The sequence below is a fragment of the Terriglobia bacterium genome, assembly GCA_020072815.1.
Lineage (GTDB): Bacteria > Acidobacteriota > Terriglobia > Terriglobales > Acidobacteriaceae > Angelobacter.
Genome location: JAIQGE010000017.1, coordinates 72,726 through 95,135 on the forward strand (window position 1 = coordinate 72,726; position 22,410 = coordinate 95,135).

A 22,410-nucleotide genomic window follows, 5' to 3' on the forward strand; every position below is an offset into this window, starting at 1 on the left:
ATTATAGGTACTACTCGATCCAAACGAGCCACGCCCGTCACATTATTCAGAAAACGTCCCGTCTGTCCCCGGTTTTCCTGTCCCCGGCTTTCCTGTCCCCGGCTTTCCCCCGGTTTTCCTTTCGCTGAAGCTGAAAAACCAACGGCCAGCTTCCCGCGAAAGGATGGGGCGCCGGCTTACAAACACAATTCCCGCACCTCTCCTCTTACTTCGTCGCCGGCGGCGCATAGAACCATTGTTTCGTCCAGTCTCGTCCGTTGAACCAGTCGAAGCTCCACTGGGCTTTGATGAGGAGCTGGCTCTGGAACAGGAAATGGCCGTTCCTTCCGGGGACGGCTTTGTTGCGGTAAAGCAGCACGTCGTATTCCGGGCCGATGGAAAGACTGGGGAAGATATCGATCTTCAACTGGTGCTGCGAGTAATCCTTCAGCAGGGTGGTGGCTGCGTTCTCGGTGCCATACCTCACCCAGAAGTAGTCCCCGCCATCGGTGAGCACATAGCTCAGGCGCTTGTGGAACGGAACAGTCATGTTGATCTTCCAGTATGCGCCGGTGTGGGCCTGGTTGCGGCGGTCGGTGAAGACCACCGACCGGGTGTTCAGCGCGGTGGCGTCGTTGCTGAGGGCGTTGGAGGCGCACGTGGAAAGCGACTGCGCGACATCGGAGGGGCACCGCAGCGGCACCGGATGGCCGTCGGTCAGGAAGTTAATGCCGGTCAGGGCCTTCAATTCGTAGCTCCATTCCGGGCCGAACTCAACCGAACTTACGCGCCGCTTCCAGCGATAGCCGGGACGAAACGCGACCGTATAGCTGCGGTCGAGGTGGATACGCAGCTGGTCCTTGATGTCACTGCCGTCTTCGCCCTTATGCGTAGTCTTGAGTTTAATGCTGGTAACGCTTTCCATCAGCGGTGTTTCGAAGTGCGTAGTCATCAGAAATTCATGGCGCTCGGGCTGACGCGGATTGAGCGTGTACGCGTAGCCGGTATCGAGAAAGCCGAGATTGGCCGCCTGCGTGACCTGGTCCAGATCGTCAGCCTGGCCTTTGTGTTGAAAGTTGAAGGTATAGCCGGGCGAGACAAAGAGCTGGTTTCTGCGCCAGTTGCGGCTCCAGGTGGCAGCCAGGTCGCTCGTCCACGCGGTGGAAGACACGGTGCTGGGTTGTGAATTCGCGAGACCGCCGAAAAGAGACGTCACATCGAAATTGTTGCCGGTATGGGTCACACGTGTGAGACCGAGAGTCCACTTGGCCAGGTTGAAATCCCACAAGGGGCGGTTCCTGATCAACTGGCTCGCCGCGGTCTGAATGCTGACTTTCGGCGCGGTTCCCTGCGGCACATGGCCGCGACGGTGAAACACATTCCAGAGCTGTAACTGTCGGCCTGAGGTCCTGCCGACGCGCGGGTCATCCGGCAGCGCGGAGCTTGAATCGAAGTATTCTGCGGAGTTGAGTTCCCCCCCGCACTGGGCCCGGTTCGCGATCTTCTGGCAGACAATGCTGCTGATCGTCTCCAGCGATTCGCCCGCTTCCGCAGGCGTTTGTGGCGGACTCATTTGCGATGCCGCAAAATCGGGATACCCGGTATCACCCATGGCAATGAATTCACTGGTCGCGATGGAATAGAGCTTGTTCGGGTCAAGGGCCAGACCGTTGACCTTATACTCTTTGCGGTCAGAGTCGTAGTCGATGCCCAGCGTAATCAACTGGCGGTTGCGCTCGTCGGCCAGCGTCAGGGGCGAATCGTTTTCTGCCTGAAAGGCCTTCGACTGGTCCATGACTTTCTTGATGGCGCTCCCGGGCATGTAGATCAGCTGCAGAAAATCGCCCTTCCACACGATGCGATCGAGAATCGACTGCGTGGATCTGTGAATCAGGGGCAGGCGGTCGACATAGTTAGGCAGATCGACGAAAATATCGCGTTTCTGCAGCATGGCGATGTCGGCCTCGGTCACGCCCTGAATGGCGCATAGCGTAATGGTTTCGAGATAGTCCTGGCGTCGCTGCCGGTCGTCGACCCCAGACGGAGGCGTGACGTCCCTCGGCACGCACAAAGCATTGCTCCGGGGGTACAGTATCGTTGTGAACCATGACGCCTGCTGCAGCGGATCAATTCCGATCTCGGTATCGTAGCGCTGGTGAGCTGAGACCGTCTGCCATACCGTGGCGCCCACCGGGCCGGTGCGCGTAATCTGCAGTTCTCCTACATCGGTGACCCAGGAAGGCGACGACCCGTCTTTGCCGGCCACATAATGAGGATAGGGCACGGCCAGAAACTGGGGCGTGGATTTATCGAGTGGCGATGGCGGTGGCGGGTCGATTCTTCTTGATGTCCCCATCGGCGTGGACCAGTTGGTCTCGGCCCTGGCCAGCGTCGCAATCTCGGAATCGGCGGCGCTCACTACGACAGTCACGTTGGAGGAGCGCCGCGCCAGAACCTGGGCCTGCTGCGGGCTCATCTGCGCCAGCAGCACTCGGACGCCTTTGAAGGCCTGCCCATGCTCTTCGCTGTAGCGCCGGTCAAAATACGCCGACAACTGCTGCAGAGCTTCCGCAGGGTCCTTGAAAGCCACCTGCGTCTTGTAGTCCGAACTGTCGTTGCGCCATGCAAGATTCAGCAGGCCCACGGTATCGCTCAGATGCGGATCAACCACGCCAAACACCACCACATCATTGCTGTCGGGAACCGGGGGATTGCCCGCGATCAGCGCATACGGCTCAGGGTCGTGCTGCGGATGACCGCAGACGGCCGCGCCCCGGCACAGCGCCATGGGATTTCGTTCCAGGCAGCCGGGGTTGGCCGCCGGGCATTGCGCTCCGAGCGAAGACTGAAACAGCGGCAGATAAGTCGAGAAGCGTACGCAGAAAGGCGGGTTCCCCGCTCCGCTGTGCGAAAAACAGAGACGGTAGCGTTCCCCCGCCAGGAGAGTCGCCGAATGAGTCGCGTTCTGCCACGGGAACATCAGATTGAAGCTCAGAGCGTCACCGGCCACCGCATCAACGTTAAGAACCGTACATGCGGTGGTCTGAAACAGGGCGGGATCTTCGTCGTTATTGGCCGGGTTGTCGAAATCAGATTTGCTGTTGGCCCGCGGCACCTTGCAGATTCGCGGATTCAGTCCCTGCAGCGCCAGCTGCAACGCGGCCGCGAACGTGGCGGCATTCGTGCCCTTGACCTTCACCTTCACGCCCGTAAACCACGGATACACGCTGCCGCCATCCTTCACTCCTGAAAACTCAACGGTAACGCCGGCCGCCGAGGCGGCCGCTACAAGATCAGCCGCCACAGGGTACCCGGGGATAAACACTGGCGGTCGTTCCGTGTCAGACAGGGGATCGTGGTTTTTAGTCCACGAAGATTCAATCACCAGGTTCGCGCCCAGCATCTGCACCGTGGCCGTATGACGTGGGGCGGTCACCGCCGCCGGGATCGGGCTGGAAGCCAGCAGGCGTGCCATCTGGCGCAGCCGTTCCGGCCCGAAATAGAAATCGTGTCGCCCTGGAACAAGCGCGCTGTATCCTTTGGCAATAAAGAAGTTGGCGACATTGTCTTCGGGAATGCGACCCTGTCCGCGCCTTAACAGGACATCCAGGGCGCTGCCGGCCGTGACAGCCGCGTTCGGCACCCAATCACCCGGCCCTCCGTTGACCGACGGATTCCAGACATAAAGGTCTTTGCCGAGGTCCTGCGGATATGCCGCAAGCCTGGGCGGCAGACAGAATTCCCGCGCCGCCAGCTCCGGCGCGAAGTTGTCGCCGGTCCCGACGAGGATGGAAGGTAACGGGCTCGTGAGCGCAGGAAAAACCTGGGCCGAGATGCTCTGCGCCGAATGCTCACCCAGCGGATACAGCGCTTCATCCTGCGAGGTCGGGCACTCCCGGTCGTCAGGCGACTGCCAGTTCGTCATGCGGAAGTACCCCAACAGCCTGCCGGTGTAGAACACCTTCATGTTGACCGGATCCTGCGCCTGCGCTCTGGCGGCAACGCAGAAAAGGACAGCAAAGAAAACCGAAATTGTGACGCGTAGGAAGTTGAAACGCTGCATCTGTGCCTCCACAGAATCGGACACGCCCTGGGATAGGTGTGGCTCGGACATTGACTACTACAACGCTAAAGCCGGATAAAAGCCTTTCGCTGTATGGACTGCGAGCCGGAGAAAAACTCGCAAAAATTCCAATTGAATGATAGGAGGAAGAGCCTCGATCCTGGGATGCGGCCTGGTTGCCCTGAATACTTGCGGGGAATCCTACACCAGATAGCGGTGGATGAGACGGGAAAAAGGGATCTGGTTGTAAATGGCCGGTCTAGTCCCTCACTGTCTCCGCGATCCACCCGCCGCCCACCACCAGATCATCTTGGTAGAACACCACCGCCTGTCCCGGAGTGATGGCCCTTTGCGGCTGATCGAAGGTGACCAGCACTTCGCCGTTGGGTGCCGGCTCGATAGTCGCCGGGGCAGGCTCATGGCGATGGCGAATCTTCGCAGTCACGCGCAGTGGCGCGTGGGCTTGCACGCGCAATGGCGCGTCGGCCGAGACACCAACTCCCGCGCTGCCCTGCCGCCGAATCTCCTCACCCAGATCATCAAACGCAATCCAGTTCAAGTCGCGGGCGATCAGCCGGGTGTGCAGCAGATCGTCATTGCCACCCACGGTGACTTTGCCTTCGGCGCCGTTGATGTTGATCACGTACAACGGCGATCCCGTGGCCACACCCAGTCCCTTGCGCTGGCCCACGGTGAAGTTGTGGACGCCGTCATGGCGGCCCAGCACCTTGCCGTCCGTGGTGACCAGGTCGCCGGAAGTGTCTGGCAGGCTCTCGCCCTGCTCGCCCAGGTAGGCGTCAATGAATCGCTTGTAATCCCCGCCGGGAACGAAGCAAATTTCCTGCGAATCCGGCTTCTCCGCCAGAGCAAGGCCGTGCTGGCGTGCCAGCTCGCGCACCTGCGGCTTGGTCATGTGGCCCAGGGGAAAGCGCGTGCGGCTGAGCTGCTCTTGCGTCAGGCCAAAGAGAAAATATGTCTGGTCCTTGGCCGGGTCAGCGGCCCGGCGCAGCAGCCAACGGTTGCGCGCGGAATCGAATTCGCAGCGCGCATAATGTCCTGTCGCCAGCAGGTCAGCGCCGATCTGCCGCGCGGTAAGCAGCAACTGATCGAACTTCAGATGGTTATTGCACAGGCTGCACGGGATGGGCGTACGTCCGGAGAGATACTCCTGGACGAATGGACGCACCACGTCGCGTTCAAAGCGCTCCTCATGGTTGACCACGTAATACGGAATGTCCAGGTCCTGAGCGACGCGACGCGCGTCGTAAACGTCCTCAATCGAGCAACAGCGTCCCTGCACCTGCTCGGGCATGCCTTCGCGCCCGGCCAGGCGGCGCTGGTTCCAGAGCTGCATGGTCAGGCCGACCACGTTGTAGCCTTCGGCGCGCAGCATGGCCGCGACGGTGGACGAATCCACACCGCCGGACATTGCCACGGCAACCGTCTCGGTTGCGGCCACTGCGACCGTGCCGGTCGCGGCTACGGCAACCGTCTCGGCAGCCGTGCTGGCCACGGGCATGGCCTCATCGGACATGGGAAATCGGGACATTGCAATTGGATGCTCTCATCCGCAGAGAGTCTTCATCCATTATAGAGAACCACCCCCCTGTCTGGCTTTGCCGGCAAAAAGGCCTGGTTGTCTGATCCAGGCGGCTTCGGCAAGATTTAGCATTTTCTTATGATTTGGCTTCAATACTGGTACTTTCGGGCTGTTGCCAGAGCTTTCAAATGGCATACAATCTTGCCCACTAGAAGGAGCTGTCCCAGGCACATTGCGAGAGAGCAAAGCAGTACGAGGGGAACCAATGCACGAATCCGGCACGAAAGCTGGGACGCCGCCCTCTGCCCCCGGGCCGCCAGCAACCTTGGAAACTGAAGTCGCCGAGCTTCGCCGCCAACTGGCGATGGTCTCCTCCCTTGCGCCGAATCTGCCTGCCGCCGCGCCTCCGCGGGAAGATCTGGCGCTCAACGAAGCACGCTACCGGGCCCTGCTGGAGTTGTCTCCGCAAATCGTCTGCCTCACTGATGCGGAAGGCAATGCCACCTACAAAAACCAGTTCTGGTATGACTATTCCGGAATGACCATGGCGGCGTCCTTGGGGAGAGGATGGCAAGCGGCCATCCATCCCGAAGATGCCGAGCGGACCGCGCAAACCTGGCAGGCTGCGGTGGCTTCCGGCTCAGCTTACGAAAATGAACTGCGATTCCGCCGCGCTGACGGCCAGTATCGCTGGCATCTGGCGCGCGCCCTGCCGCTGAAGGACAGCACGGGCAAAATCGTAATGTGGCTGGCCATTTCCGTGGACATCCATGACCGCAAAATGGCCGCCGCTGCCGTGGCGGAAGCCGAAGAGCGGCTGCGCATGGTCATGGACTCGGCGGGCTTGGGCGCGTGCGACTACTTGCCCAAGACCGACCAGATGGAATTTACCCCGCACACCTACAAGATGCTCCGCCTGCCTCCCGGCACTGAGGCATCGCTGGCGACCATGCTGGCCTGCGCCCATCCCGATGACCGCGCATACATCCAGGCCGTCCTCGGAGGTCTTCTGGGAGGCGGCATTGGCGGCGATTACGAAATTGAACACCGGATCGTCTGGCCGGACGGGACCATTCGCTGGGTGCTCTGCCGCGGCCGGTGCGTCTTTCCCGCCGGCGGCCCGCCCCGGCTCAGCGGCGCGGTGATAGACATCACGGAACGCAAGCAGGCCGAACTGGACCGCGCCAAGCTCACCGCCGCCGTGGCTGAAGCGGAAGAGCGTCTCCGCTTTGTGGTGGAAGCCGCCGGTGTGGGCGGCTGCGACTACTATCCCCAGAGCGGCAAGACGGTGTGGTCCGGGCGCAGCCATGAGATTCTCCGTCTGGCTCCCGGCGTGGAGCCCAGCATGGAAGCTTTTGTGGAGCGCATCCATCCTGAGGACCGTCCGCACATTGAGCACGAGATCCACCGTCTGCTGGAGAACGGCGCAAACAGCGAATACGACGTTGACTATCGCATTGTTGATCCCGATGGCAGCATTCGCTGGCTTCTCTCCAAGGGCAAGTGTTTCGTCTCCAGTGCTGAGGGTGACGGCGATCATACCCGGCTCTCCGGCGTGATGCTGGACATCACCGAGCGCAAACACGGCGAGCAAGAGCGCGCCATGCTGACCACCGCCGTGCAAAACAGCCCGGACTTTGTCGGCGTGGCGGACTGCGAAGGTCATGTCTTGTTCGTGAACCACGCTGGGCAAAAAATGACCGGCCTGCGCGACGATGCCGAAACGCGCAGCAAGACCGTTCATGACTTTCTCTTCCCGGAAGAGCGCGCGGTCTTCGAACAGCAGATTCTCCCGGCCATCAACGCCGGGCGCGTGTGGGAAGGCGAGTTCCGGCTGCGCCATCTCCTTACGGGAGAACCCGTCCTGGTGGAAAACCGTGCTTTTGGTATTTTTGACTCTTCCGGCCAGCTCACTCAAATCGCCACCATCAGCCGCGATATCGCAGAGAAAAAGAAACTGGAAGCCCAGCTTCAGATGGCGCAAAAAATGGAAGCTGTGGGGCAATTGGCCGGCGGCATCGCCCACGACTTCAACAACCTGATGACCATTATCCGCGGCGCTGCTGAGGTCCTGGAAGAGCGCCTGGAAAAGGAGAACGGCTCGCGCACACGGCCCGTGGTCAAAGAGATCCATGACGCTGCGGCCCGCGCTTCCGCTCTCACCGAGCAATTGCTGGCGTTTGGCCGGCGCCAGATGGTCCAGCCGCGCGTGCTGAACCTGAACCGTGTGGTCCTGGGCGCGCAAGACATGCTGCGGCGGCTGGTGGGCGAAGACATTGCCGTGAATGTCCACTTGGAAGACGGCTTGTGGAACACAAAGATGGACCCCGTTCAGATAGACCAGATTCTGCTGAATCTGGCTTCCAATGCGCGCGATGCCATGCCTCGCGGCGGCGCCATCACCATCCATTCCAGCAACCACGTCGTGACAGAACCGCCCGCCGGCAATCCCCGCATGCAGCCCGGGCAGTACGTCTCCTTGTCATTCGCCGATACCGGCGCGGGCATGGATGCCTCCACTCTGAGCCGCGTGTTTGAACCTTTCTTCACCACCAAAGAGCGCGGCAAAGGCACCGGCATGGGGCTGGCCACGGTTTACGGAATTGTCCAGCAATGCGGTGGACACATCACCGTTCACAGCACGCCAGGCGAAGGCACGGCGTTTACTCTTACCCTTCCCCGCGCCACAGAGGACGCCGTCACGCAAACCGATGGCCAGCAACAGCAACCAATGCACGGCGATGAAACCATATTGCTGGTGGAAGACGAGCCCAGCTTACGCGACCTGGTGGCCGAATACGTCCGCGAGCGCGGGTACACCGTTCACACAGCCGCCAACGCCGGCGAAGCCATGCAGGTGGCCAAAACCCATCCCATTGACTTGCTGATAACCGACCTGGTAATGCCCGGCGAGAGCGGCGAAAAGCTGGCCGCTGCCCTGCTTGCGCAGCAACCTGACCTGGCAGTGATTTTTATTTCTGGATACGCCGAGCACGCCGCCCTGGACGAAGCCCTGCGGCAACCTCACGTGCTCTTTCTGCAAAAACCCTTCCGTTTCCATGCCCTGGTAAGCAAAGTCCGCCAAGCCATCAGCAGCCGCAAAACGCAGCGCAAATTCACTGCCTGAACTTCACGCCGGCGACGAACGGCGCATCAATCCGCAACGAAATACGCCCAGCATCAACCACGTCAGCGTTTCGCGGTCCGGCGCAGCACTTCCAGGATTCCCGTCAGCAGCATGGCCGGAGTGGGCGGACAGCCGGGAATGTATGCGTCCACGCGCAGCAGTTTGTCGAGCGGACCGGAGACCGCATGGCTGGTGGCGAAGATTCCTCCGCTGCATCCGCATGCGCCTACCGCCACCACCAATTTGGGCGCGGGCGTGGCTTCATATGTCTTTTTCACCGCCACCGCCATGTTGCGCGTGACCGGCCCGGTGACCAGCAGCATGTCCGCGTGTTTGGGCGACGCGACAAAATGAATGCCAAACCGCTCCAGGTCGTAGTAGGGGTTGGTCAGCGCCGCGATCTCCGCCTCGCATCCGTTGCACGAACCCGCATCCAGCTCGCGGACATTCAGCGCGCGGCCCAGCATCTGGAAAATCTCCTGCCGAACTTCCGGCGCGCTGGGACGAACTTCCACCTCAGCGCCGCGCTCGCAATCGAAATAGCGGAGCAATTCCTGTCGCGATACGCCGCAACCAGCAACGCGCTCCGCCTGCGAAAACGCCGCATGCTCAAAGCAGCGTCCGCAGCCAATGCATTTTCCGTAATCCAAACAGAGCAGTTCTTTGTCTTGCGGCTTGGCCATGGCCAGCGCCGCCGTCGGACAAACCTCGCCCACCTGCTTGGCCATCTCCGGGGTGAGCTTGGCGGCATTGACCTGAGGCATGCGGCCGCCTTCCGCGCGGCCCAGCAGCTCTTCCACCGTCACCAGACGGTTGGGAGCTTTCAAACTGCGGTGGATCACATCGAAGATCATCGGTCACATCCGGAGTAAGAAAGATTGAAGCTCTTGTTGATCAAGGGAAAGTCCGCGATCACGTTGCCGATTACCGCGTGCGGCAGCGCCGGCCAGTTCTGGAACGATGGCGACTTGATATAGCACCGTTGCAGCTTGCCGCCCTCGCCCTTCACCCAGTACAGCAGTTCGCCGCGCGGCGACTCCACCGCCGACCAGCCTTCGAAAGCAACCGCCGGGGGAAGCTCCGCGCGAATTGGTCCGGACGAAAGCCGGCCCAGCGCGTCCGCCAGCAGCCGCGCCGAAACCACGACCTCTTCGATGCGAACCCGCGCGCGGGCCAGCACGTCACCGTAGCTAAGGCAAGGAACGTGGATCGGCAAGTCGCGGTAAGCTCCATACGGATGGTCGCGACGTACATCTCGATTGGCGCCGCTTGCTCGCGCCACCGGTCCGACGACCGCCAGGTCCTCCACCACGGCACTCGCCAAAACCCCGGCGCCTTCAAACCGGGCCTGGACTGACGGCCGGTCGAGAATAGTGTTCGCTATCTTGGCGAACTCGCTCGCCGCCTGGGCCACTGCTTTGCGCAGGGCCTCCGCCGCAGAGGGAGAAATGTCTCTCGCCACTCCGCCGGGCACGGCAATTCCCTTCCAGAAACGCGTGCCCACGGCGCGCGAGCTGGCCTGCATCAGGTCTTCTTTGATGCGGCTGCAATAGGCCGCGGGCAGCACAAACGCTACGTCGTTGGAAAGCGCGCCCACGTCGGCGATGTGGGAGATCATTCTCTCCAGTTCCAGACCGATCAGCCGCACCAACTGCGCCTGCTTCGGCGCGACGATCGCATGCGCCGCTTCGATCGCCTGGCAATTGGCCACCGCGTGAGCAAAGCAGTTGTCCCCGGAGACCGACTCGGCGATCATCGGCCCGTACGCCACGGGCGTTCCCTGGAACAATTTCTCCGTGCCTTTATGCGTGTAGAAGTGGCGCAGTTCCAGGTACAGCACGTTGTCGCCGACCACGCTGAAGCGGAAGTGCCCAGGCTCGATGATGCCCGCGTGCACCGGCCCGACTGCCACTTCGCACACTCCCTCGCCTTCCACCTTCAGGAAATCATAACGCTCGTCAGCCCAGGGGGCGGATTGAGCGTCAGCGACCATCGGGTGCAATCCCCGAGGCCAATTCTCATGCAGCAGCAGAGGCCGAAGATCAGGATGGCCTGTCAGTTCAACACCGTACTGGTCCTGGATCTCCCGCTCATACCACGCCGCCGCCGGGGTGACGGGCGTGATGGACTGCAGCGCACCGTTTACCGTTTCCTCCAGCACGCGATAGCCTTCTCTCGGAACGTCCAGAATGTAATGCACTTTGATTGCGCCGGCGTCTGCAGAAGCAAACTCGCACACCAGTCGCGCGCCCGCCTGAAGCAGCCGCGTCGCCTCGGCCACCGCCCATCCAATGCGCTGTTGTTGTGGCGTGGTACTCATGAGCGCAATACCGCCATTGCTTGATGGATGATTTGAATCAGAGCGCTGGGCAAGTGCAGGCCCAGGGCCACCACGATCACCGCGCACAATGCCATGGCCGTGATCTCCGTCCTGCTCGTCTTGGTTTTCTCCGGGATGGTCGGCGCGCCGCTCAGCATTCTTTGCAACTGGAAAATCAGCGCGCCAAATCCGATCACCAGCGCCAGCAGCACCGCCGTGACCACAGCGTGTTGCTCCTGGGAAAATGCCGCGCTCAAAATCGCAAATTCGCTCACGAACAGGGAGAACGGAGGCAGCCCGACAATCGCCAGCACTCCAATGATGAGAAATACGCTGGTCCAGCGCATACTGCGCGCCATCCCCGTGATGCGCTCCAGCTTCAGCGTGCCAAAATTTTCGCGCACGTTGCCGGCGGCGAAAAACAACAGTGACTTGGCCGCGGAATGGTTGAAGGTGTGCAGCAGCGCGCCGTAGAGTCCCAGCGGCACGCCAATGCCAATCCCCGTGGCGACGATGCCCATGTGTTCCACGCTGCTGTACGCCAGCAGGCGCTTCAAGTCGCGCTGCACGATCATCAGCAAAGAAGCGCCAATCAGGGACAGCGCCCCAAAGATCAGCAGCATGGTATGGCTGAAGTCCGGTCCCAGGGCGCGGACGCTGATGGCGTCATAGCGCAGCAGCGCGTACATGGCGCAGTTCAGCAACGCGGCGGAAAGCATGGCGCTGATGGGTGAAGGCGCTTCGGCGTGAGCGTCCGGCAGCCAGCTGTGCATGGGCACGAACCCGACCTTGGTGCCGTATCCCACGGCCACAAACAGAAACGCAAGTTTCACCAGGTTGGAGACGCGTCCCATCTCCGGCGCGGCCTTCATCAGGGCCGTCCAGTCCAGCGCGGAAGGCGCCGGAACTCCGGAGCGCGCCGCCGCCAGATAAAGTGCGATCGTCCCGAACAACGCGAACGCGATTCCCACCGTGCAGACCACCAGGTACTTCCATCCGGCTTCCACCGCGCCTTCGGTGTTGTAAAAGCCGACCAGCAAAGCCGACGCGAGCGTGGTGGCCTCCATCATGATCCACAGCAGACCCAGGTTCTCCGCCAGATACGCCGCCAGCATGGCGAAGATGAACAGGAACGTGAGGCAGTAAAACCATCGTGGCGAGGAGAACCTGCCCGCCGGCACATGGCGCAGGTAGTTGACCGAATAAAGCAGCGTCACCAGAAAAACGAAGGCCAGTCCCAGCAGGAAGAGAGACGTCAGCCCATCGGCGCGGAAGTAATGTCCCCATGCGACTTGGGTCTGCCTGTGGACCTGAAGCACCACGTTCAGAAGCAGCCCAACTTCCACACATCCGCCGGTTACGGCCACCGTGGTCGCGCGGCGTCCGTCGCTGAAAGCCAGCACCAGCGCGGCCATCACCACGGGAAGAATCAGTGGAAGCAGGAGGGTCATCGCTTATCCCCGCAACTTTCGCAGCTTGGAGACGTCCAGATGGTCAAACGTTTCGCGAATGCGGAAGGTGAAAATGCCCATCAGGAAAACTCCCATCACCAGATCAAACACAATGCCGATCTCGATCACCAGCGGCATGCCGAAGGTGGTGGTCAGTGCGGCCATAAAGATTCCGTTTTCCAGGACCAGCAGTCCCAGGATCTGCATCAGGGCTTTGTTGCGGCTGGTCATGAGGAAACAGCCGGTCAAGATGATGGCCACCGCGGCGGCCAGCGGGTCGCGGGCAACGTTCAAGTCCTTGGCATAGGACTGGACGGCGGAAAAAGCAATAAAGATGAGCACCACGGTGATGAACACCGAGCTGGCCGGCGAAATGGACGCGTTCACGTCGCGCGACGTATGCAGCCGCTTGATCAGCCGGAACAGCGCCCACGGAATGGCGATGGCCTTGATCAGCGCCACCATCGCGCCGATCACGAACGCTTCCGCCGACCAGTGTAGATAGGCGATGGCCAGCACCTGCGCCGCAATCACCGCCGACTGCATGGCGAAGAGCGAGACACAAGCGGATATCCGTCGCGCGCCGGCCAGCAGCAGCAAGGTAAGAAAAATCAGCACGGCCGAAGAGCTGATGGCCTGGCTGGCGGCAAAGTTGATGATCTTCATGGTTGCCTTCTCATAATCACGGTGAACACAATTGCCAGGATGGAAAGCGCCGTAGCAATGCCGAAAAATTCCGGCACCGCATACATGCGCAGCTTGGCTACCGAACTTTCAAGCACGGCGATCGCCAGCATGGCGACCGCCAGTTTCGCGAGATACAGCACCAGGGATAATGCGACTGTTGCGGACGTCAGGCTGGTTGCCGTCCCCCACGGCGCAAACAGGGCCACCAGCAGCGCGATCAACAAATTGAGTTTGATGGCTTGCGCCCATTCCACGAACGCCAGGCTTGGCCCCGAGTATTCCAGCACCATGGCTTCATGAAGCATGGTGAGTTCCAGGTGCGTCGTAGGATTGTCCACCGGCATGCGCCCGGTCTCAGCGATGGCCACAAACAGCAGCGCCGTCAGGGCCAGCACGTGGACCACGGAGATGTTGAAGAAGTTCTGCGCGCCGGTCCAGGCGACAATCGCTCCCAGGCTGCCAGCCTTGGCCGTCAGGGCCAGCGCCATCAAGGAAAGCACCAGCGGCGCTTCCGCCAGCACAGAAACCATCGCCTCGCGGCTGCCGCCCATGCCGCCAAAGCTGCTGCCGGAATCAAAAGCGCCCAGCACCATCACGAAACGCCCAAAGGCCAGCAGGTAGACCAGCAGGAAATAATCGCCGCTGAACGTAAGCACGCCGGCGGAAGCCACCACCGGCACGAATGCCGCTGCCGCCAGCATGAGCGCGAAACCCATGCGGGGCGCGGCGCGGAACAGCCATGAAGCCGATGGCGGCGTCAGGTCTTCCTTGCGAAACAACTTTCCCAAGTCGGCATACGGACGCCAGATGCTGGCGCCTTGCCGACGCTGTAGCCTGGCCTTCAGCCGGGCAATAATCCCCCGCACCAGCGGCGCGCTCAAAATCAGAAAAGCGAATTGTGCCAGCCTGAGTCCCATTTACCGGAACCTCATCAGCAACAGCATGAAAACCAGGGCCAGAAAGATGTAGAGCAGGTACCACTGAATATTTCCCGTCTGCAGGCGCCGCAACTGCTGCGCGGTCGCCATGATGGCGTCCACCACCGGACGATATAGCAGCCGTTCATACGACAACGTTCGCGTGGAACGGTAGGAAATCGCTTTGGGGAAATACGGGCTGTCCGCGGGCGAAGTGTCCAGCTTGCGGTCGGCCCGGTAGACCGGAGAAAAGACGATGCGAATCGGCTTGGAAAACGATGTTGCCGTGTACTGCATGCGCGCCGTCAACTGCGCCAGGCCGCATCCCCATGTGGGAGCCAGGCGGACCACCGCGCGGACCAACCACACTGCCGCGGCGCCGGCCAGCACCACGACCGCGACTTTTTGAATTCCCGTGGCGATCGCGGCAATGGCGGCGAAGTCGCCGCCCGGCGCCAGCATCACCGTCACTTCCCACAGAGGACGAAGCACCAGCATCGGCATCACGCCAATCAGCAAGCACGCGCCCGCCAGCACGCCAAGAGGCAGCAGCATGGAAAACGGCGGATTCTCCGGTGAATCCACTTCTGCTTGCCGCGGTCTTCCCAGAAACGCGGTCCCAAAAGTATTGGCAAAGCACGCTGCGGCCAGCGCTCCGGTCAACGCCAGCACGCCGGCCATCAGCGGAAGCAGAAGCTGCGGCAAAGTCTGGGCCACCTGTCCGCCTGCCAGAAATCCCTGGAAGGCCAGCCACTCGCCGATGAATCCGTTGAACATCGGCAGCCCGGCGATGGAGACACATCCCACCAGCACAAAAAGCCCGGTCGCCGGCATGGTCTTCAAAAGGCCGCCGAGTTGGTTCAATTTCAGCGAATGCGTCCGGTAGGCGATGGCGCCCGCTCCCAAGAAGAGCAAATTCTTAAAGATGGCGTGGTTGAGCGCGTGGACCAAAGCAGCCATCAGCGCCAGCGCGGCAAACGCGGGCGCTCCGTTGGCACGGCAGAGCATGCCTGCGCCAATCGCCAGATAGATGATGCCGATGTTCTCCACGCTGGAGTACGCCAGAAGCCGCTTGAGGTCAGTCTCCGACATGGCGTAGAGAATTCCCAGGACCGCCGACGTCGCACCCGCGGCCAGCACCAGGTATCCGCCCCAGTCCGGCCCGCCGGAAAGAAAATCAAACACAAAGCGGAGAAAAACGTAGACCGCCGTCTTCAGCATGATGCCGGACATCAGGGCTGAAACCGGCGTGGGCGCGATGGGATGCGCCCTCGGCAACCACACATGCAGCGGAATGATTCCGGCTTTGGTCCCGAAGCCGAAAAAAGCCAGCAGGAAGATCGCCGCTTTCTCCGCGCCCGGCATGGTCTGGGCCGCCGCCCGGATCGCGGCAAAGGTAAGTGAAGGCGCTTGCGGCGCAAACAGCAGAAATGCCGACAGCACCAGCGCCGCCCCGGCATGCATGGTGAGCAAATAGAGGAAAATGTCGCGCCGTCGCTCTTCCGCGTCGCCTTCCAGAAAAATCAAGCCGGCGGAAAGCACGGTCATGAGTTCCCATCCGGCAAAAAAGGCAAACACCGTGGCGCTGCTCACCACCATGACCATGGAGAGCAGGAACAGAGGCAAAAGCACCCAATACCACGCGGCGCGTGCGCGATCGTAGTGGTGCTCAATGTACCGGAAAGAATAGACAACCGCCGGTATGGAGACGGCGCACACGATGAACAGGAATAACCCGCCCAGCCGGTCCAGCGAAAACATAAATTGAAGAGGCGGGAAAGGGCTAAGGAAAGAGAGACTGAAGTTGACGGGAACTCCGTACACCCACGCAGCGATTGCCAGGACGGTTCCGCTGGCCAGCGCCAGAACCGCGCTGTATGCTGCTCCAACTCGCAGCGCCTTGCCTGCCGGGCCGGCGACATGCGACCAGCCTGCCAGGAAGGAGGCTGCGACGAGCAAACTGAATAGGCCGCTGAACGCAATCAACATGAGCCGGCGTCCCTCCAGTCAACGGCTTCGCCGCTCATCGCGGGCTCCCCGATGAAACGTCCAGCTGAGTCAGCATGTCCTGCACGCTGACCAGTTGGTTGTTGAAAATTTCTCTGGCCACGTCCAGCAGCCGGAAGATCGACCGGTCGCGGATGGAATAGAAGACTCCCTGACCTTCTTTCCTTCCCACCACGATGTTGCGTCCCCGCAACTGGGCCAGTTGTTGCGACAACGTGCTCTGCTCCACGCCCAGTCGCGCGCATAAATCGTTGACCCCGATTTCGCCATCGCGGAGCGCGTCAATAATGCGGATGCGCAGCGGATGGGCCAGGGCCTTGAAAAATTCCGCCTTGAACCTGGCCAGGTCAGAAGCGTCAAAGCCGGTTTTTTTTGCGCGAGGCATGGTGTCCGCTCGTAAGGTTACATTATTATATATGAATATTACAATATATAGTTACGAAAGGGCCAAGACTTTTCCCAGAGAGACTACGAGCTTACGTTGCGGTCGCCGCGAAAGGTGAGGCTGAGTTGAAAAATGGCAGCCTGCTCGGCCGCGCTCGCGACCCGCACCGAATTGATTCGGCCAGATTCGGACAGAGATGATGTCGCCCGCCTATCGGGCGTGCTGCTTTTGGAATACCGGAGAGATCTCGCGCAGCCGTCCCACCACCTCAGGAATCACCTTGATGGCGAAGTCTATGTCCTCGTGCGTGGTCTGCTTGCCCAGGCTAACGCGGATGCTTGCCCGCGCACGCTGGTGCGGCAGCCCCATAGCCAGCAGCACGTGCGAAGGTTCAATCGCGCCCGATGAGCACGCTGCGCCGCTGGAAACCGCCAGCCCTTTCAAGTCCAGGGCAATCACCAGGGCTTCGCCTTCGCAATGGTCGAACCAGAGATTCGTCGTGTTAGGGACACGCGGCGCTCCCAGTCCGTTCACGCCTGCGTCTTCCACCACGCGCAAGACTGAATCCTGCAGGCGGTCGCGCTCTGCGGCCATTTCCGCCGGTCCGTCACTATGCAACCAATGCAGCGCGATCTCCACAGCCTTGCCCAGGCCCACGATTCCCGGCAGGTTTTCCGTGCCGGCGCGGCGCTGGCGCTCATGACTGCCGCCATAAATCAGCGGCTGGATCAGTGTTCCCTTCTTGACGAACAGCGCCCCTGTCCCTTGCGGCCCGTGGATCTTATGTCCGGAGATGCTCAGCGCGTCGCAACCGATCTTGGCGACGTCAACCGGAACTTTGCCCGCGGCCTGGACTGCGTCAGTATGGAAGAAGACGTCGGCTTCGCGCGCGATGCGGCCAATCTCTTCCACCGGCTGCAACACGCCGGTTTCATTGTTGGCCATCATGATGCTGATCAGCCGGGTGTTGGACCGCAGCGCCTTGCGGACTTCCTGGGGATCAACTTCTCCGCGGCCGTTGACCGCGACGTACGTCACTTCGCACCCGGTTTCTTCCAGCCGCTTGCAGGTCTTGAGCACCGCGCTGTGCTCGATGGTGGAAGTAATCACGTGGTCGCCGCGCGCAACCAGTCCGAAGATGGCGGCGTTGTCAGCTTCCGTGCCGCCACTGGTAAAAACGATCTCCGCCGGACGCGCATTCAGCAGCGCGGCTACGTGCCCGCGCGCCCGCTCCACCGCCGCCCGCGCATTCTGCCCGTAATGGTGAATGGACGAAGCATTGCCAAACCCTTCCAGATAGAAAGGCTTCATGGCCTCAAACACTTCCGGCAGGATGGGAGTGGTGGCGTTGTTGTCCAGGTACACGCGATGCATGGAGTTATTCTACGCTTCGCGAGAAACGCGCGGCACTCAGCACTCAGCGGCCAGAGGCATTTTTGTGAAGAAGAAACCCCGACACCTTCGAAACACGGAGGAACTGAGGAAACGCAGGTTGTGGATATGTGTGTATCCCTTTGTTTCCTCCTTTCCTTTGTGTTTCAGAGGTTTTTGGGCTTGGCTTTTTGGCTTCTTTTTGCGGCGAACTGACTTTCTGCAAGCAATTGAGGAAACGGTGGGTTGCTACGCCATTCCAAACCTCCGCTACCTCCTTTCCTCTGTGTTTCAAAGGTTTAGGGTTTTGCTGAGTGCTGACTGCTGAGTGCTTTTTCTTTGCAATCCCTGGAACTTTCCCCGTACTTTCGACATTACACATAGTGAGAATCGCAATCTGCCGTGTACAGGCAGAGGAAGCCGGACGCGAACTAATTGACATTGACCGTGGCGGCGACAAAATGACCAGCGATGAAACCTTAATGCTGGAGTTCCAGCGGGGATCGCGAGAGGCCCTGGAGGAGCTCTTCGCCCGCTATCGCCAGCCCCTGTTCGGCTTCTTCCGCCGCCGTCTGGCCAACAAGGAACGCGCCGAAGACCTGGCCCAGGAAACGTTTGTCGCGGTGATTCGCGCGGCCGCGCGCTACGAGCCGCGCTCGATGGTGTGCACGTATCTGTACGGCATCGCCCTGCGATTGCTGGCGAATGAGCGGCGGAAGCAGAGTAAGAACCCGCGGTCGCCAGACATGGTGGATCAAGATGGGCGGAAGCAAGATGGCGCGGCGACGTTGGATGCGATCCCCGATCCAAAAGCCGCTGGCGCAGCCGACACCGTCTTGTGGGTGCGGCAGGCGCTGGAAAAGCTGGAGCCGGTGGAGCGCGAAGTGCTTATGCTGCGCGAGTACGAGCAGCTCAGTTATGAGGACATCGCCCAGCTCTTGCGGATACCCATCAACACCGTGCGCTCCCGGTTGTTTCGCGCGCGCATGGCGTTGAAAGAACGCCTGCAGCCCGATGCGGCGGCGGACAAGGGCGAGAAGGACGAGAAGGCTGCGGATTTGGCCGGCCAAGTCAATCCAAATCCGGCGGAGAGCGAGGCCTGATGTGAAGGACGATGTGAAGAGCGACGGCGCGAAGAACAAAGGCGTGAAGAGTAACGACATGAGCAAAAAGGAAATCGGCGTCAGCCAGCATCCGTTTGACCAGGAAGAGCTCATGGCCTTCCTTGACGGCGAACTCGCCGCCGAGCGCGCCGCCAGTGCAGCCGCGCACTTGAAGAATTGCCTGGAATGCCAGAAGCTGGCCGCCGCCTTCCAACAGGTCTCGCAGGCCATGGTGAGTTGGGAAGTGGAGCAGGTGGGCAGCGAGATTCCCGCAAACATCGCGGCAGCCTTGAATGAACGGAAGAAAGACCCTGCTCGCAAGCTAAACAGTCAGCGCTGGGAATGGCGGAAGCTCTTGCGCGTGCAGCAACTCACGTGGGCTGCCGGGCTGGCGGCAGCCACGTTGCTGGTGATCGCAGTTTCTATGGCCATCCTGCTTAGGAGCAACAAAGGCGCTATCGAGTCAGCAAGAGTGACAAAGACTTTGTTTCGAAATATGCCGGCGCCACTAAGAAATTCGGCACCGAGTACGGCCGAAATGCCGGTTCCGCCACCAAGGTTGTCCCCAAGAACGGCGACGGGTCTCGTGCGCGGAAGTCTCCAGGGAAAGCGGCTGACGCCAACGGCAATACCGGATCGCCAGGCCAGTCCACTGTTGGAGCGTCCACCGTCTACACCTACCTCCTTTCGCCGCAGGCTGCACCTCCACCTCCCAAACCCGCGGCCACGCCTGCGCCGGGAAACTTACACGGCCTAGTCGCATCCGCAGCAGCGCCAGTGGCCAAGGTCAACCGAGATTTCCGGAGCGCTTCTCCCGTTGAAGCCAGCAAGCAGCCAACCGCGAGCGGGGGAGCCGCAGCCGAAGCCAGGAAAGATTCTCGCGTAGCAGACGAAACAGTTAACGTCACCGCCAGCGCCAGCACGGTTGAGGTGGAAGCGGACGCGACGCAGGTCACGCCCCCTATGATCGTCCGCACCGCCAACCTCACGGTGACGACGAAAGAATTCGAGAAAGCCCGTCCGGCGGTGGAAGAAATTCTGAAGCGCCATCACGGCTACGTAGGCGAGATGAACGTAGACACGCCCACCGGCTCCGCCCGCTCGCTCACCGCAACCTTGCGCGTACCGGCCGCGCAACTGGAAGCCACGCTGGCGGACCTGAAAGGCCTGGGCCGCGTGGAAAAAGAATCGCAGAACGGAGAGGAAGTCACCCAGCAGTATGTTGACCTGGAGGCGCGGCTCAAGAATTCGCGCAACACCGAGCAGCGCCTGGTCCAGTTGCAGCGCGAACGCACCGGGAAACTCTCTGACGTGCTCTCTGTTGAAAACCAGATCAGCCGCGTGCGCGGCGAGATCGAGCAGATGGAAGCCCAGCGAAAAGAAATGCGCAAACAGGTGGACTACGCCACCCTGAACCTGACCGTGAGCGAAGACTACAAGGCCGAGCTGAAAGTGGTTCCCACGTCCACCGGCACGCTGATTCGCAACGCAGCAGTGGATGGTTATCGTTCCATGGTGGACGGCCTGCTTGCGTTGCTGTTGTGGCTGCTCTCTGCGATGCCCAGCCTGCTGCTGTGGCTGGCGATTTTGTTTTTTCCCGCGCGCTTCACCTGGCGTCGGCTGCGGCACCGTTTTTTGCAGCGCGAGTTGGCCACATGAACGAGCTGGCCGCTTGAGTTGTTGTAAAGCAATCAGCCCCTGGACTCCTTCGCAAATATTTGCTTGCGTATCCCAAGGGAGTTCCGGGGCTGAATGCTGAGTACGATTGACGGTTCATGGTTAAAGAGCTTGCAACACTCTTTTAGGATTGTCATCCTGAGCGAAGTCCGAGCGACCAAAGGGAGTGAGGACGGAGTCGAAGGACCCCGAGAATCCTACCCTGACCATGCCGCTTCAATGCGTTTTCACGATGCACGGTGACCACAACCAAAGGCAAAGGAAGCTTTTTCGTGAGAACGCCTTGATGCCGCATGGTGGGAATTGACATTCTCGGGGTCCTTCGACTTCGCGACGCCACGCTGCGCAGCGTCGCTACGCTCAGGATGACAAGTCTTAGAGGTCTTTCGTGTCACAACGGCCCGTGAGGGTTCGTGCGGCGCTCAGCATGACAGACTAAGGCGGCAAGGTGCTCTCAAACACAGCCACGTTGCATTAAGAATCTCAATGCCACCTTCAACCTGATCAATGCTCACCCCTGAAGCGTGCATTCCCGCAAACGCCATTCAGCCCCTGAAACTCATCAGAGCGTCAGGGGCTGAGCGGGGAGGGGTGCTTCGTCGCGCGTTATCTTTTCTCCATTGGAACGTACCGGCTGGGATATTTCGGTCCCTGATAATCCGCGCGGGGGCGGATCAGCCGGTTGTCGTTGAGTTGCTCGATCACGTGGGCGGTCCAGCCGCTGATGCGTGACACGGCAAACACCGGCGTGAACAGGTCCACATCAAGGCCCAGGGTGGTGTAGGTGGAAGCGGAGTAGAAGTCCACGTTGGCGTTGAGATGTTTTTCCGCCTTGATGTACTTCTCGATCTTCTCCGACATCTCTGACCACTTGGGATTGGCCGATTTTCCCAGGTCATGCGACATCTGGCGCAGGTGCGTGGCCCGCGGATCTTCCGTGTGGTACACGCGGTGGCCGAATCCCGAAATCTTCTTGTGGCTGGCCAGGATGTTCTTGACGTATTCGACCGGGTCTTCACCCTTCTTGTCAATTTCAAACAGCATGCGCATCACGGCTTCATTGGCGCCGCCGTGCAGCGGGCCTTTGAGCGCGCCGATGCCGCCGGTAATCGCCGAATGCATGTCCGCCAGCGTGGCGGCTATCACGCGCGCCGCGAAGGTCGAGGCGTTCAACTCATGGTCGGCATGCAGGATCAGGGCCACGTCGAGCGCCTTCTCTGCCGTGGGTGAAGGTTTTTCGCCGGTGAGCTGTAACAGGAAATTGCCGGCATGGGAAAGCGACGGGTCGGCTGCGACCACGTTCTTGCCTTTGCGGATGCGGTCGTAATTGGCCACAATCATGGCCAGCTGCGAGGTTAAACGGATGGCCTTGCGCACGTTGGCGTCATGGTCCACCAGCTCGGCGTCTTTGTCATACATGGAAAGCGCGCTGACCGCGGTCCGCAGGACCTCCATGGGAATGGCGGACTTGGGAAAGCTGCGGAGTAAATCTATGATGGCCGGGTCTAATTTGCGTTCAGCTCCCAGGCGCTGCTGCAAGTCGTTCAATTCGGCGCGCGTGGGCAATTTGCCGAACCACAGCAGATAGCAGACCTCTTCAAAGGTGGACTGCTCCGCCAGTTCGTGTATGTCAATGCCCCGGTAGGCGAGCACCCCGGCGTCGCCGTCAATGTAGCAAATGGAGGAGGTAGCCGCGACTACGCCTTCCAATCCCTTGGTTACTGTGCTGGTTGCCATGGTTTTCCTGCCGTTTTCCGTCTTTTCCAGTGTGGGAAGAACTTCA

The 22,410-nt window shown here is 60.7% G+C and carries 15 protein-coding genes; 4 read left to right on the forward strand and 11 right to left on the reverse strand.

The window, feature by feature from the left end; genetic code table 11:
• Positions 1–205: 205 nt before the first annotated feature.
• Positions 206–4,042, reverse strand: coding sequence for a 5'-nucleotidase C-terminal domain-containing protein (locus tag LAO20_18920; GenBank protein ID MBZ5533507.1), 3,837 nt, complete (start codon positions 4,040–4,042; stop codon positions 206–208).
• Positions 4,043–4,301: 259 nt separating this feature from the next.
• Complete coding sequence (gene mnmA, locus LAO20_18925) at positions 4,302–5,561, reverse strand: tRNA 2-thiouridine(34) synthase MnmA (GenBank protein ID MBZ5533508.1); 1,260 nt, start codon at positions 5,559–5,561, stop codon at positions 4,302–4,304.
• 286 nt (positions 5,562–5,847) lie between these two features.
• On the opposite strand from mnmA, the gene LAO20_18930 reads away from it, so the two are divergent.
• Entirely contained in the window at positions 5,848–8,709 is a 2,862-nt protein-coding gene (locus LAO20_18930; protein ID MBZ5533509.1) for a PAS domain-containing protein, read from the forward strand.
• Between the two features lie 62 nt (positions 8,710–8,771).
• Here the strand turns inward: LAO20_18930 and LAO20_18935 are convergent, their stop codons facing one another.
• From LAO20_18935 to LAO20_18970, 8 genes are all read right to left on the reverse strand, one after another.
• Positions 8,772–9,392 carry an NADH-quinone oxidoreductase subunit B family protein gene (locus LAO20_18935; GenBank protein MBZ5533510.1) on the reverse strand — a complete coding sequence of 207 codons (621 nt, stop codon included), beginning with the start codon at positions 9,390–9,392 and terminating at the stop codon, positions 8,772–8,774.
• A 167-nt stretch (positions 9,393–9,559) separates the two neighbouring features.
• Positions 9,560–11,029: an NADH-quinone oxidoreductase subunit C gene (locus tag LAO20_18940; protein ID MBZ5533511.1), complete on the reverse strand. Its 1,470-nt coding sequence runs from the start codon at positions 11,027–11,029 to the stop codon at positions 9,560–9,562.
• On the reverse strand, positions 11,026–12,480 hold the full coding sequence (locus LAO20_18945) for a hydrogenase 4 subunit F (GenBank protein ID MBZ5533512.1): 1,455 nt from the start codon (positions 12,478–12,480) through the stop codon (positions 11,026–11,028). The genes LAO20_18940 and LAO20_18945 overlap by 4 nt, the downstream gene beginning before the upstream one ends.
• A gap of 3 nt (positions 12,481–12,483) precedes the next feature.
• The gene (locus tag LAO20_18950; protein ID MBZ5533513.1) at positions 12,484–13,146 is read right to left on the reverse strand and encodes a hypothetical protein; all 663 of its coding nucleotides are present in this window, start codon (positions 13,144–13,146) and stop codon (positions 12,484–12,486) included.
• Positions 13,143–14,084, reverse strand: a complete 942-nt coding sequence (locus LAO20_18955; protein MBZ5533514.1) for an NADH-quinone oxidoreductase subunit H — start codon at positions 14,082–14,084, stop codon at positions 13,143–13,145. Before LAO20_18955 ends, LAO20_18950 begins: the two co-directional genes overlap by 4 nt.
• Entirely contained in the window at positions 14,085–16,073 is a 1,989-nt protein-coding gene (locus LAO20_18960; GenBank protein MBZ5533515.1) for a hydrogenase 4 subunit B, read from the reverse strand.
• 34 nt (positions 16,074–16,107) lie between these two features.
• Entirely contained in the window at positions 16,108–16,476 is a 369-nt protein-coding gene (locus tag LAO20_18965) for a metalloregulator ArsR/SmtB family transcription factor (GenBank protein MBZ5533516.1), read from the reverse strand.
• Between the two features lie 210 nt (positions 16,477–16,686).
• Positions 16,687–17,850: a cysteine desulfurase gene (locus LAO20_18970; GenBank protein ID MBZ5533517.1), complete on the reverse strand. Its 1,164-nt coding sequence runs from the start codon at positions 17,848–17,850 to the stop codon at positions 16,687–16,689.
• Between the two features lie 380 nt (positions 17,851–18,230).
• On the opposite strand from LAO20_18970, the gene LAO20_18975 reads away from it, so the two are divergent.
• Genes LAO20_18975 through LAO20_18985 form a run of 3 tightly spaced genes read left to right on the forward strand, consistent with a single transcriptional unit; the run spans position 18,231 to position 20,609 of the window.
• Entirely contained in the window at positions 18,231–18,950 is a 720-nt protein-coding gene (locus LAO20_18975; GenBank protein MBZ5533518.1) for a sigma-70 family RNA polymerase sigma factor, read from the forward strand.
• 1 nt (position 18,951) lies between these two features.
• Positions 18,952–19,707: a zf-HC2 domain-containing protein gene (locus LAO20_18980; protein ID MBZ5533519.1), complete on the forward strand. Its 756-nt coding sequence runs from the start codon at positions 18,952–18,954 to the stop codon at positions 19,705–19,707.
• A 20-nt stretch (positions 19,708–19,727) separates the two neighbouring features.
• Positions 19,728–20,609 carry a DUF4349 domain-containing protein gene (locus LAO20_18985; protein ID MBZ5533520.1) on the forward strand — a complete coding sequence of 294 codons (882 nt, stop codon included), beginning with the start codon at positions 19,728–19,730 and terminating at the stop codon, positions 20,607–20,609.
• 624 nt (positions 20,610–21,233) lie between these two features.
• Here the strand turns inward: LAO20_18985 and LAO20_18990 are convergent.
• Positions 21,234–22,364, reverse strand: a complete 1,131-nt coding sequence (locus LAO20_18990) for a citrate synthase (protein MBZ5533521.1) — start codon at positions 22,362–22,364, stop codon at positions 21,234–21,236.
• Between the last annotated feature and the right edge of the window lie 46 nt (positions 22,365–22,410).